Genomic DNA, 11,916 nt, shown 5'->3' with positions numbered 1-11,916 from the left:
AATTTAATTTTTCAAGCTTTCATTATCCTCCCAATCCTCTTTAGGAATAGCCACGCTAAAAGCATTGACACAATCTTGACTGATGATGGATTTAAGCCTGCATTCATCACTTCTTTCTTTAGCTTCTTGTGGATGAGTTTTATAGTATTCCACGCTTTTTGTTTGCTCGCAAGCACTAAATATCATACCTATAGTTAATAAAAATAGCATTTGATTAAAAAATTTCATTGTTAAACCTATATTTTTTATTCATTATATAAAAATAAAACTAAAATTTTTAATATTTTTTGTTTTATTTTTATCCTTTTTCGTTATAAGAAAATATTGGTAAAGACCATTGGAATTTTATAGCTAAAAGTCTCATTAAAACACCTATAAATAGGGTAACTAAGGTACAAATTAAAATATGAATTTCCAACCAAATTGCTGAAATGTAATAGATTGCACCTGCTATAATTGCAACACCTGCATAAATTTCTTTTTGAAATACAAGAGGAATTCTCATACATAAAATATCTCTTAAAATTCCGCCAAAAACACCTGTAATTACAGCTGCTGAAACAGCAATAATAAAGCCATAGTCTAATTTCATAGCAACTTGTGCTCCAAGTATGCTAAAGACGACAAGTCCTATAGCATCTAGGGTCAAAAATAGATGCTCTAATCTCGTAACTACCTTTGGAATTCTAGTAGCTACAAGGGCACAAAAGCAAATCAAAAGAACATATTCTGGATGTTTTACCCAAGTGAGCGGATAATGTCCTAAAACCACATCGCGTATACTTCCTCCACCAATAGCAGTAACCAAAGCGATAAATATCACTCCAAAGAGATCCATTTTATGTCTTCCTGCTGCTAAAGCTCCCGTCATACCTTCTGCTGAAATTCCTACAATATAAAGTACAGTGATTGTAAATTCACTCAGATCCATCTTTATCCTTTAAAATTGATCACAAGAAATTTTATAGCGATTGATTTTTTCATCTTCTACCTCATGATTTGGCACCTGATAGCATTCTTTAAATTTTGAGGTTTGGATGATTTTGATATAAGAACTAGGTATAGCAATATTATTTTTTATGCGTTTTGGATTTTTATCATAAAGAACAAGATTTAAAACCTCCACGCTTTGAAATTTTAAAGCCAACTTTCTTTCTCTTTGTTCGATTTCATTCCAAACTTTAGCATTGATCTGCTCATTTTGCGGAGTCATATTGCTCATTAAAAAAACCGAATTTTGAGCGGCTTTGCTAAAGCGAAATGAAGCATTAGACGCTGTATGGCCGCGAGTGTATCCACTGTGTTTGTAATCACTCCAAGTGGTGCGATATTTTTTAGGAATATTGGTATCATCTTCAAAACGCGGTCGTTTTTTAATTTGTTTCATTTTTAAATTGGAGGCTTCAACTTTGTAAGCAACTGCCTTTGTGCCCTTTAAAGAGTAATCATAGCAATTGATATAAAAAAATTTATTTAAAACTTGAGAACAATTAAAAGAATTAAAATAGGAGAAAAAATCTTTATTGGGTTTGTAACCTTCAAGGGCAAATATATTTAAAGAAAATAATAATAAAAAAGCCAAAAATTTCATATAATTTCCTTATCTTTACTTGTGCAAAGATGATTTAAAAAACATTCTTTACATAGGGGTTTTTTTGCTTTACAAGTATATCTTCCAAAAAGCACCATGGCTTGATGAAGATAGTTAAGATTGTCTTTAAAAATACGTGTTAAATCTTCTTCTGTAGCTTCGGGAGTTTTTGCTTTGCTGAGATTTAGGCGATGAGAAACTCTAAAAACGTGAGTATCTACAGCCATAAAATTAGCTCCGCACCATTCTATCAATACAACATGGGCAGTTTTTTGTCCCACACCTGCTAAGGATTTTAAATCTTTCTCGTTTAAAGGAATTTCGCCATCAAAATTTTCACAAACAGCTTTTGCCATTTTGATAAGATTTTGTGCTTTATTATTAAAAAAAGAACAGCTTTGAATATAACTTTTTAAACTTGATAAATTAGCTTTAGCAAGACTTTTAATATCTGGATAGGCTTTAAAAAGATCAGGAGTAATAAGATTAACCCTTTTGTCAGTGCATTGAGCTGAAAGCATCACGCAAACTATAAGCTCATAAAGATTTTTAAATTTTAATTCTGTTGTAGGTTTTTCAAAATTTTTTAAAAATAATTCTTTGATTTTTAAATTTCTTTTCATTTTTTTATTTTAGTTAATTTGCTTTAAACCAAGTTGAGATATAATTAATTTTGTATTAAAATATTTCAATTTATAAAGGAAAACCAATGAAAAAAATTTCTTTAGTTGCAGCAGCTTTAGTTTTTGGTGTAGCTTTAAATGTAAATGCGGCTACAATAGCTACCGTTAATGGAAAAAGTATTAGTGATACTGAAGTAAATGATTTTTTTGCTCCTATGCTTAGAGGGCAAGATTTTAAAACTTTACCAGAGAATCAAAAAAAAGTGCTTGTACAACAATATATCATTCAAGATCTAATTTTACAGGATGCTAAAAAACAGAATTTGGAAAAAGATCCACTTTATAAAAAAGAGCTTGATCGTGCGAAAGAAAATATATTAGTAAATGTATATCAAGAGAAAATTTTAAATTCGATTAAAGTTGATTCAGCTAAAGTAAAAGCTTTTTATGATCAAAATAAAGATAAGTATATAAGACCTGCATCAGTTCAAGCTAAACACATTTTAGTTTCTAGTGAAAAAGAAGCTAAAGAAATTATTAATGAATTAAAAAATTTAAAAGGTAAAGCTTTGGATAATAAATTCAGTGAAATTGCTAAAGCAAAATCTATAGATCCAGGTTCAAGAAATCAAGGTGGAGAACTTGGTTGGTTTGATCAATCAACTATGGTAAAACCTTTTACAGATGCAGCTTTCGCACTTAAAAATGGCACGATTACAACCACTCCAGTAAAAACAAATTTCGGCTATCACATTATTTTAAAAGAAAATTCTCGTGCGAGAGAACAAATTAAATTTAATGATGTTAAAAAAGGTATCGAGAATGGACTTAAATTTGAAGAGTTTAAGAAAATTATTAACCAAAAGGGTCAAGAACTTTTAAATAACGCTAAAGTGGAGTACAAATAATGGGTGTTTTAAATATCGTTAAACCCGGAGTTGTAAGCGGTGATGAGCTTAATAAGGTTTACGAATATGCTAAGACGGAGGGATTTGCAATCCCTGCTGTTAATGTTGTAGGAACAAATTCTATTAATGCTGTTTTGGAAACTGCTAAAAAAATAAATTCTCCTGTCATTATCCAATTTTCTAACGGCGGTGCAAAATTTTATGCCGGTAAAAACTGCCCTAATAGCGATGTTTTAGGAGCTGTTAGCGGTGCTCAACATGTGCATTTACTTGCTAAAGCTTATGGTATTCCAGTTATTTTACACACTGATCATGCTGCTAGAAAATTGTTACCTTGGATAGATGGCTTGATCGCAGCAAATGAAGAATTTAAGAAAAATCACGGACAAGCGTTATTTAGTTCTCACATGCTTGATCTTAGCGAAGAAAGTTTAGAGGAAAATTTAAGCACTTGTGAAGAATATCTGAAAAAACTTGATGCTTTAGGAATTTGCCTTGAACTTGAACTTGGATGTACGGGCGGGGAAGAAGATGGTGTTGATAATACAGGCATTGATAATGCTAAGCTTTATACTCAACCTGAAGATGTAGCTCTTGCCTATGAAAGACTTGGAAAAATCAGTGATAAATTTTCAATTGCAGCAAGTTTTGGGAATGTGCACGGAGTTTATAAACCTGGTAATGTGAGCTTACAACCTGAAATTTTAAAAAATTCTCAAAAATTTATAAAAGAAAAATTCGGACTAAGTAGTGATAAGCCTATTAATTTTGTTTTTCATGGCGGAAGCGGAAGTGAACTAAAAGATATTAAAGATGCGGTGAGTTATGGTGTGATTAAAATGAATATTGATACAGATACTCAATGGGCTTTTTGGGACGGAGTTCGTGAATATGAAGCTAAAAACCGTGCTTATTTGCAAGGACAAATTGGAAATCCAGAGGGGGATGATAAGCCAAATAAAAAATACTATGATCCGCGTGTATGGTTAAGAGCCGGAGAAGAAAGTATGATTAAGCGCTTAGAAACCGCTTTTGAAGATTTGAATTGTATTAATAAAAACTAAGCCTTGTGCTTAGTTTTTATTTTACTTTAAAGATTATTTTATTAATAATTTTTAAAGTGAAATTTTTATTTTTTAGGGATTGTTTACATGGAAGTAAAGTCAGAAGAGATTGCAGAACTTATTCTGCCAGAGAGTAAAGAAAGGAAAGGTTATTTAGTTTATTTAAAAATTATTTTTATTCCTGCTTTGCTTTATATTTTAATTTTGTTAGGCTATTTTAATATTATAAATTTCGAAGTTGAATTACATACCGTGATTATGACAGGTATTATTTTTTTTACAGCACTTATTTTTGCACGACATAATTCAGAATATGCTTATAGTATTTTTGAGCAACAAAAGGATGAATTTAAACAAGCTTTAAAAAGACATATTATGAAGCATTTTCTTGCAATAGGGAAAGAGACAAAATCCAATGCTAATTTCGATGATTTTGCTTATAGCTATATCAAAGAAACTAGAAATGAGAATTTTGCTAGTATAGGATCAGCGATTTTTCCTATGATGGGAATTTTAGGAACTTTTATTAGCATTGCAATCTCCATGCCTAATTTTAATTCCAATAATACAGCTGCTTTAGAGCAAGAAATTGCAAATTTATTAAGTGGAGTAGGAACTGCTTTTTATGTTTCAATTTATGGTATTTTTTTGGCTCTTTGGTGGATATTTTTTGAAAAATTTGGTAAGAGTAAAATTGAACGTTTGTTAAATCGCCAAAAAAATTCTACAAGTGGATTTTTTTGGACTAAAGAAGAGTTAGATCAGAGGTATTTAAAGGAAAGTTTGCAGCATTTTGAAAAAATTAGTGCAATTTTTAAGCAAGTAAGTAATCAGGATTTTTTTGCAGAGCTTGATCATGCTATCGATAGAAAATTTCAAATGTTTCAAGACATGCTTAATGTTGAGGAAAAAGCTATAAGATTAAGTGGAGAGCATATAAAGCAAACTATGGGAGAATTAAGCAGAGCTCAAAGAGATCATCGTGATCTTGGTAAAATGTATGGAGAAATGTTAAATGGAATAGGGGTATTAAATCAAAGTTTGAAAGAAATTAATACACGCATATCGGAGCAATATAATCGTTTATTGGATATTAGCAATGAAAAAATTCAGCATTTTGATAAAACATTAGACACTTTTAGTGATAAAGTAGAACGTTTTGGTCAAAATTTTGAGCTATATGAAAAAGCAATGCTTGAAAGTCAAGAAAAAGTCTTTGAAGGATTTAAGGCAAGTCTTTTTGAGGGTATGCATAAATTTAAAGAAGTTTATGAAGAAGAAAAAAATATAGATGAAAAAATTAAAATGATGGACGATTTAAAGCAGGAAATTAAAGATTTAAATAAAGAAACTGACAAAATGATAAAAAAAATAGGAAAAACAACTCAAGAAAAAACAGATTTTATAAATGAAAATGAGGATTCGCAAGATAAAGCAAATTATAAACAAGAGGTTGAAAAAAAGAAAGAAGATTCAGAGTTAAACAATTCAAATCTAAATGAAGAAAATAAATCATGAAAAATGATTCAAAAGAAGATAATAATTTTTGGATAGCTTATGCTGATTTGATGGCAGGCTTGCTTTTTGTTTTTATTTTGCTTATAGGTGCTATTGTGGTTAAGTATGTTTTAACTCAAAGCGATTTAAGAGAAATAAAAGATAATCTTAATAAACAAGAACAACGTTTGCAAGAAAGCAAAGAAGAGTTAAAAAATAAAGAAGCTATAGTTTTTAAATTGAGCTCAGATTTAAATAATGCTTCAAATGCCTTAAGTCTTGCAAATTTACAAAAAGCAGAACTTGAGGCAAATATGACTAGCTATAAACAATTAAGCAAAGATTTGAATTTAACTCTTGACAATAAAGACAAACAAATTCTTATTTTGCTTGGACAGCTTGAAAAAAAAGATGAAGAATTGACTAATTTGCAAGAAGAATTTAAAAAGGCTAAAGAAAAAATTCAAAATTTAGGACTTATACGTCAAAATTTAAGCAAAGAATTGCAAAAAAAACTTGATAGTAATATTACAATTAATGATAAAACGGGAGCAATTTCTTTACCTGCTGAAGTTTTATTTGATAAAGATTCTTATGTTTTAAAAAGCGAAGCAAAAGCAAGTTTGAGAAAAATTTTAAGCGAATATTTTAATGCAATCATGAATGATCCAAAAATTTTATCTAATATTGAAAATATTATTATTGAAGGACATACGGATAGCGATGGATCTTATATTTATAATTTGGATTTATCTCAAAAACGAGCTTATGAAGTGATGAATTTTATTTATAGTTTTTATAAGGATCCAAGACTTCAAAAACTTTTGATGGCTAGTGGACGTTCTTTTTCTGATCCTATTATGAGCAATGGAGTGGAAGATAAAGATAAGAGTCGTCGTATAGAAATAAAATTTAGCATTAAAAATGATAATGCCCTAAAAGATATAGAAAATTTTTTTGAATTTCATTAAAATTTTGCAAAATGCTAAAATCTACCATTGAAAAAGTCTGCTTTAAAGAATTTGAATTTTATGTAAAACGCGATGATTTACTAGGTGAGATTAATGGCAATAAGGCTAGAAAACTTGCTTTTTATTTTTCTCAAAATTATTCTAAAAATCAACGTTTTATAAGCTACGGCGGTGTGCAAAGTAATGCGCTTGGTTCGCTGAGTATTTTTTGCTTAAAAAAAAATATAAAATTTATTTTTATTTGTAAAAAAATTCCATCTTATCTTAAAGAAAATCCTTGTGGAAATTACGCTTTGGCTTTAAAAAATAAGGTTGAATTTTTAGAGGTAAATAATACGAGTTTAAAAGAATATGCGCTTTCCTTATGTTGTAAAGATGATATTTTTATCGAGCAAGGTATAGCAAATTTAAATGCAGAGCAAGGTTATAAAGAATTAGCAGATGAAATTAAAAAGCAAAGTATTAATTTAAATTTAGAATTTGATATTTTTTTACCATCTGGAACTGGAACTTCCGCTGCTTTTTTAGCTAGACATTCTAAATTCAAAGTTTTTACTTGCGCATGTGTTGGTGATGAGGATTATTTAAAAAAGCAAATCTTAGAATTAATACAAGATTATGATTTTAAAAATTTACAAATTTTACAAAAAAATCAAAAATATCATTTTGGAAAACCTTATAAAGAAATTCATCAACTTTATAAAGAATTAAAACAAGAATGTTTTATAGAATTTGACTTGCTTTATGATATGATAGGCCTAAGCGTTGCTTTAAAAAGAAAATGGGAGAAGCCTTTGCTTTATATACATCAAGGAGGCATTTTAGGTAATGCTTCCATGCTGCAAAGATATGCTTTTAAGGGTTTTAAATAATTTTTATTTTCTTAAATATGTTAAGAGGTTTTTACAAGCTAAAGAAATGATTTGATATGTTTCATCGAAATTTCCACTATACCAAGGATCAGGGACTTCATCATAGTCTAACTCAGAAGCAAAATCAGTCATTTTTAAAAGTTTATTTTGAGTATTATTAAATTTTTTTAAAACATTATTGAAATTAGAATTATCCATAGTGATTAAAAAATCACTTTCATCGCAAAGCTTTTGAGTGAGTTTTTTACTCTTGAAATTTCGATGTTCAATATTAAGATTTTCAAGTTTAGTTTTTGTGCCAAAATGCATTCCTTCGCCATCGTGTTCCCCTGATGTACCCGCACTAGTAACAAAAAAAAGTTTTTCTAGATTATTTTTTTTAATTAAATCTTTCATAACGAATTCAGCCATAGGAGAACGGCATATATTTCCTAAACATATAAAGGTTATTTTTTTCATAATTTTTATCCTTATATTTTAATCAAAAATTATAAAAAGTATCATACAATAAAACTATGGAAAATTTCAATAAAACTTTATGGATATGCTGGTTTGGAGTTTTTACGACAAGCATGGGACTCAGTCAGATTGCTCCTATTTTGCCCTTATATATAAAACAGCTAGGGCATATTAATCCTAATGAAATTGCATTTTATTCAGGACTTGCATTTGGTGTGACTCCATTAGCAATGGCTATTTTTTCACCTCTTTGGGCTTTTTTGGGTGCAAAATATGGTTATAAAAAGATGTTACTTCGTGCAAGTTTAGGAATGTCAATTTTAACCTTATGGCTTAGCTTTGCTCATAGCGCTACAGAAGTAGTTCTCATACGCGCTTTAACAGGTATAGTTTCTGGTTTTACTTCAGCAGCTGTTGTTTTTATAGCAGTGATTGCTCCTAAAGAAAAAATAGCTTACGCTCTAGGTACTCTTTCGACGGCTTCGGTGAGTGGTAGTTTGATAGGGCCTTTGTTTGGTGGATTTGTGGCAGAATTTTTTAAAATCAATGCTGTATTTGAATTTGTAGCATTTTTAATCGCTTGTTCTTTTGTGACGATTTATTTTTTTGTTCGTGAAGATAAAAAAAATAAAGAAGTTCAACAATATACTCATAATAAAAAAGAAAATAAAATTCTCATTATAGTTCTTTTTATTACAACTTTTATAATTCAATTTGGAACTTTTGGGGTTATGCCTATTTTAAGTATCTTTGTAGAAAAAATACATCAATATGGAAATTTAGCTCTTTGGTCTGGAATCGTTGTAGCTTCAAGTGGAATTAGTAATCTTTTTTTTTGCACCTAGAATTGGAAAATTTGCAGATAAAGTAGGCCCTAGTAAAATTATTTTTGTTTCTTTGTTATTTTGTGGAGCTTGTTTTTATTTACAATCTTTAGCTACAAATGTTTATATGCTAATCATTGTTCGTTTGCTCATAGGGATAGGACTTGGCGGTCTTTTGCCTTGTGTGAATGCTTTGCTTAAAAAAAGTGTTGATGCAAAGAATTTAAGCATTGTGTTTGGATTAAATCAAACTTGTCAGTTTTTAGGCAATTTTTGTGGATCTTTTGGAGGAGGAATTATTGCAGCTTATTTTAGAATAGAATTTGTTTTTGCTTTTGTATGTTTTGTTTTTGTAATCAATGCTTTATTTTTTTTAATATTTGAAAAAAAATATATTTTTTCAAATGCAGGTTTATAATTTAAAATAAAATTTTTTAATTGTGTAGAAAATTTTTAATTTTACTATATTCACATAAGAGTTGATCGAAAGAAAAATTTAAATTTGCCGGAGAAGTCGATGGTAAAGCAATAGCATCTAAATTAGGATAAAATTTCTTAAAAAAACGATGAGCACTTTTTCCTGTAGTAAAGATGTGTTCTATTCTAGCATGATTAAAGATAATGCTTAAATCATTTGCTTTAGCATAGCTGATGGTTTTATCATCTGAATTTTTTATTTTACAACTTTTAAGTATATCCCAAAGGGCAATTTGTTTTTCTTTTAAAAAGTTTTTTTGTTGTTCTATGTTGGATAGTTTTACAGAAAATAAGGTTTCGAAAATAAGCCAAAATCGATTTCTTGGATGCTGATAGTAAAATCCATCTTTTCTTGATTGAATCGACGGAAAAGAACCTAGAATTAGAATTTTGGAATCCTTATTAAAAAATGGGTTTAAGGGATGAGTGAGAATTTCACTCATTCACATAAGTCCACAGAGATTTTTCCATTCTTGATTTCACTTACTTTCACTCTTAAGATATCTTGTTCTTTGATATTTAAATGTTTGATTTTGGAATGATGAATCAAACCATCTATATTATTTTTAAGCTCCACAAAGGCTCCAAATTGAGTGATTTTTTTAACTACTCCTTCAAATTCTTGTCCTAGTTCAAAATCAGATAAATTTTTATCTTTTGAGAATTTTTTATGGTTTTTTTGTGAATTTGTAATGTTTTTGATATAATCTTTTGCAGCCATTATTTGTTCATTATTACAACCTGAAATTTTAACCTCACCTTTATCACGATCCAAATCGATAGATACATTAAATTTCTCTATAATTTCTTTGATGGTTTTACCCCCTTGACCTATAATATCTACAATTTTAGATGGATCAATATTAAACAATTCTATTTTTGGTAATATTTCTTCATTGACAATAATTTCTTTTGCTGCTTTTTCCATAATATCTAAAATATGGAGTCTTCCTTCTTTGGCTTGATAAAGAGCAATTTTTAATTTTTCTTGATCGATCCCACCGAGTTTAATATCCATTTGCAAGGCGGTGATACCTTTTTTACTTCCAGCAACTTTAAAATCCATATCTCCATCGTGATCTTCAAGTCCCATAATATCGGTTAAAACTGCAAATTGATCATTTTCAAAAATCAAACCCATTGCAACTCCAGCAATCAGATCTAGGCTAGGAACTCCGGCTGCACGTAAAGCTAAAGAGCCTCCACAAACTGTTGCCATAGAACTTGATCCATTACTTTCTAAAATTTCACTGACTAAGCGGATAACATAAGGATAATCTTGTGGCACACTTGGATATAGAGCTCTTTTTCCTAAATTTCCATGTCCTAATTCTCTTCTGCTTGGTGCTTTAATAGGGCTAGCTTCGCCTACTGAAAAACCTGGAAAATTATAATTTACCATAAAACGTTCGCTTACAGGATTTTTTTCATTGAGTAAATCTATCATTTGGGCGTCATTATCCCCGCCTAAAGTTGCTACAACTAAAGCTTGAGTTTGACCCCGTGTAAAAAGACAAGATCCATGGGCGTTAGGGAGTATATTTGTTTCTATGCTAATAGGTCTTACTTCTTTTAAACCTCTGCCATCAGCTCTTTTTCCCTCATTTAGAATTTGAGAGCGTATGATATTGCGTTTAATCTTGTTTAAAGTATCGAGTATGCTATCTTCATCCCATTCTTTAGCAATTTCTAGTTTTAAAATTTCTTTAGCAATTTTATTTAATTCGCTAGCTCTCTCACTTTTTGCCATTTGATTGATAGCTTGTTTAATATCATTATAAAAGTTATTTTCTACAAAGGTAAAAATTTCTGGATATTCAATTTCATTTTTTAATTCTACAGGATTATTTTTTTTGTGTTTTGTGAAAGTTTTTTCGTAGATACTCGATCCTTCTAAGATGGCTTTTTGGGCTAAGCTTAGAGCTTCTAAAGTTTCATCTTCGTTTAGCTCATTCATAGCTTGAGTATTTTCTGGTACGATTTGAATAGGTGGTTGATCATCTGGAAATTTGATTTCTATCATTGCAAATTCATCACTTGGTAAAGCTCTCATTTCTATCATTAAAAGTTCATCTTTTACTCCAGAAACATAAAGATCCAAAGTGCTTTTTTTAAGCTCTTCATTGGTAGGATTTAAGATAAAGTTACCATCTATGCGTCCGATACGAACTCCACAAACTGGAGCTTTTATAGGAATATCACTTAAATAAAGTGCTACACTAGCTGCGTTTAAACTCATTACTTGTAAATCTGTTTGAGGATCTACTGAAAGAACCATAACGACAATTTGAGTAGGATAAGCATAACCTTTTGGAAAGAGTGGACGTAAAGATCTATCTATAATTCTAGCCGTTAAAGTTTCAGCATCACTTGGTTTGGTTTCTCTTTTAACATAACCTCCTGGAATTTTACCTGCAGCGTAAGCTTTTTCTATATATTGAACAGTTAAAGGCAAAAAGTCTTCTTCAACGGGTTTCTCTTCTCTTGTAACCGTCGCTAATATAACGCTTTTTCCTTGTCTCATTAAAACAGCACCTGAGGCTTGTTTTGCCACTTTGTCGATATCAAAGATTTCTATATTTTTATTAATTTGTATTTCGTATTGCATAGTTTGTCCTTTTTTTCCAGAT

12 protein-coding genes and 1 pseudogene are annotated in these 11,916 nt (G+C 29.9%); 6 read left to right on the top strand and 7 right to left on the bottom strand.

Annotated elements, in window-relative coordinates:
- Positions 1–3: 3 nt before the first annotated feature.
- The 4 genes from CQA76_RS02340 to nth all read right to left on the bottom strand — a co-directional run bounded on the left by CQA76_RS02340 (position 4) and on the right by nth (position 2,214).
- Entirely contained in the window at positions 4–210 is a 207-nt protein-coding gene (locus tag CQA76_RS02340; RefSeq protein WP_137621881.1) for an EexN family lipoprotein, read from the bottom strand.
- 88 nt (positions 211–298) lie between these two features.
- On the bottom strand, positions 299–931 hold the full coding sequence (locus CQA76_RS02335; protein ID WP_137621846.1) for a trimeric intracellular cation channel family protein: 633 nt from the start codon (positions 929–931) through the stop codon (positions 299–301).
- A gap of 9 nt (positions 932–940) precedes the next feature.
- Entirely contained in the window at positions 941–1,591 is a 651-nt protein-coding gene (locus tag CQA76_RS02330) for a DNA/RNA non-specific endonuclease (protein WP_137621845.1), read from the bottom strand.
- The gene (nth, locus tag CQA76_RS02325; RefSeq protein ID WP_137621844.1) at positions 1,588–2,214 is read right to left on the bottom strand and encodes an endonuclease III; all 627 of its coding nucleotides are present in this window, start codon (positions 2,212–2,214) and stop codon (positions 1,588–1,590) included. The genes CQA76_RS02330 and nth overlap by 4 nt, the downstream gene beginning before the upstream one ends.
- An 86-nt stretch (positions 2,215–2,300) precedes the next feature.
- On the opposite strand from nth, the gene CQA76_RS02320 reads away from it, so the two are divergent.
- The 5 genes from CQA76_RS02320 (at position 2,301) to CQA76_RS02300 (ending at position 7,526) form a co-directional block, all read left to right on the top strand.
- Positions 2,301–3,122, top strand: a complete 822-nt coding sequence (locus CQA76_RS02320; protein ID WP_137621843.1) for a peptidylprolyl isomerase — start codon at positions 2,301–2,303, stop codon at positions 3,120–3,122.
- The gene (gene fbaA, locus CQA76_RS02315) at positions 3,122–4,186 is read left to right on the top strand and encodes a class II fructose-bisphosphate aldolase (protein WP_137621842.1); all 1,065 of its coding nucleotides are present in this window, start codon (positions 3,122–3,124) and stop codon (positions 4,184–4,186) included. Before CQA76_RS02320 ends, fbaA begins: the two co-directional genes overlap by 1 nt.
- 87 nt (positions 4,187–4,273) lie before the next feature.
- A complete protein-coding gene (locus CQA76_RS02310; protein ID WP_137621841.1) occupies positions 4,274–5,704 on the top strand; it encodes a MotA/TolQ/ExbB proton channel family protein in 1,431 nt (476 codons plus the stop codon).
- On the top strand, positions 5,701–6,654 hold the full coding sequence (locus CQA76_RS02305; protein WP_137621840.1) for an OmpA family protein: 954 nt from the start codon (positions 5,701–5,703) through the stop codon (positions 6,652–6,654). The genes CQA76_RS02310 and CQA76_RS02305 overlap by 4 nt, the downstream gene beginning before the upstream one ends.
- A gap of 11 nt (positions 6,655–6,665) precedes the next feature.
- Complete coding sequence (locus CQA76_RS02300; protein ID WP_137621839.1) at positions 6,666–7,526, top strand: 1-aminocyclopropane-1-carboxylate deaminase/D-cysteine desulfhydrase; 861 nt, start codon at positions 6,666–6,668, stop codon at positions 7,524–7,526.
- Between the two features lie 3 nt (positions 7,527–7,529).
- On the opposite strand, the gene CQA76_RS02295 is transcribed toward CQA76_RS02300, so the two are convergent.
- The gene (locus tag CQA76_RS02295; protein WP_137621838.1) at positions 7,530–7,985 is read right to left on the bottom strand and encodes a low molecular weight protein-tyrosine-phosphatase; all 456 of its coding nucleotides are present in this window, start codon (positions 7,983–7,985) and stop codon (positions 7,530–7,532) included.
- Positions 7,986–8,041: 56 nt separating this feature from the next.
- On the opposite strand from CQA76_RS02295, the pseudogene CQA76_RS02290 reads away from it, so the two are divergent.
- Positions 8,042–9,227: pseudogene (locus CQA76_RS02290) on the top strand (MFS transporter).
- A 16-nt stretch (positions 9,228–9,243) separates the two neighbouring features.
- On the opposite strand, the gene CQA76_RS02285 reads toward CQA76_RS02290, so the two are convergent.
- Together CQA76_RS02285 and CQA76_RS02280 are read right to left on the bottom strand one after the other, a co-directional pair.
- The gene (locus CQA76_RS02285; protein ID WP_137621837.1) at positions 9,244–9,729 is read right to left on the bottom strand and encodes a DNA-deoxyinosine glycosylase; all 486 of its coding nucleotides are present in this window, start codon (positions 9,727–9,729) and stop codon (positions 9,244–9,246) included.
- Positions 9,726–11,894: a polyribonucleotide nucleotidyltransferase gene (locus CQA76_RS02280; protein ID WP_137621836.1), complete on the bottom strand. Its 2,169-nt coding sequence runs from the start codon at positions 11,892–11,894 to the stop codon at positions 9,726–9,728. The genes CQA76_RS02285 and CQA76_RS02280 overlap by 4 nt, the downstream gene beginning before the upstream one ends.
- Positions 11,895–11,916 lie beyond the last annotated feature (22 nt).

Origin of the sequence: Campylobacter aviculae (genome assembly GCF_005406215.1) — a bacterium.
GTDB classification, from domain to species: Bacteria; Campylobacterota; Campylobacteria; order Campylobacterales; family Campylobacteraceae; genus Campylobacter_D; species Campylobacter_D aviculae.
Note: the sequence above shows the minus strand (reverse complement) of the source record. Positions and strands in the feature narration are given on the sequence as shown.

What these genes read in the sequence shown, in the direction of transcription:
- CQA76_RS02340 (WP_137621881.1), bottom strand. Translation starts at nt 210, where the DNA reads ATGCTATTTTTATTAACTATAGGTATGATATTTAGTGCTTGCGAGCAA.
- CQA76_RS02335 (WP_137621846.1), bottom strand. Translation starts at nt 931, where the DNA reads ATGGATCTGAGTGAATTTACAATCACTGTACTTTATATTGTAGGAATT.
- CQA76_RS02330 (WP_137621845.1), bottom strand. Translation starts at nt 1,591, where the DNA reads ATGAAATTTTTGGCTTTTTTATTATTATTTTCTTTAAATATATTTGCC.
- nth (WP_137621844.1), bottom strand. Translation starts at nt 2,214, where the DNA reads ATGAAAAGAAATTTAAAAATCAAAGAATTATTTTTAAAAAATTTTGAA.
- CQA76_RS02320 (WP_137621843.1), top strand. Translation starts at nt 2,301, where the DNA reads ATGAAAAAAATTTCTTTAGTTGCAGCAGCTTTAGTTTTTGGTGTAGCT.
- fbaA (WP_137621842.1), top strand. Translation starts at nt 3,122, where the DNA reads ATGGGTGTTTTAAATATCGTTAAACCCGGAGTTGTAAGCGGTGATGAG.
- CQA76_RS02310 (WP_137621841.1), top strand. Translation starts at nt 4,274, where the DNA reads ATGGAAGTAAAGTCAGAAGAGATTGCAGAACTTATTCTGCCAGAGAGT.
- CQA76_RS02305 (WP_137621840.1), top strand. Translation starts at nt 5,701, where the DNA reads ATGAAAAATGATTCAAAAGAAGATAATAATTTTTGGATAGCTTATGCT.
- CQA76_RS02300 (WP_137621839.1), top strand. Translation starts at nt 6,666, where the DNA reads ATGCTAAAATCTACCATTGAAAAAGTCTGCTTTAAAGAATTTGAATTT.
- CQA76_RS02295 (WP_137621838.1), bottom strand. Translation starts at nt 7,985, where the DNA reads ATGAAAAAAATAACCTTTATATGTTTAGGAAATATATGCCGTTCTCCT.
- CQA76_RS02285 (WP_137621837.1), bottom strand. Translation starts at nt 9,729, where the DNA reads ATGAGTGAAATTCTCACTCATCCCTTAAACCCATTTTTTAATAAGGAT.
- CQA76_RS02280 (WP_137621836.1), bottom strand. Translation starts at nt 11,894, where the DNA reads ATGCAATACGAAATACAAATTAATAAAAATATAGAAATCTTTGATATC.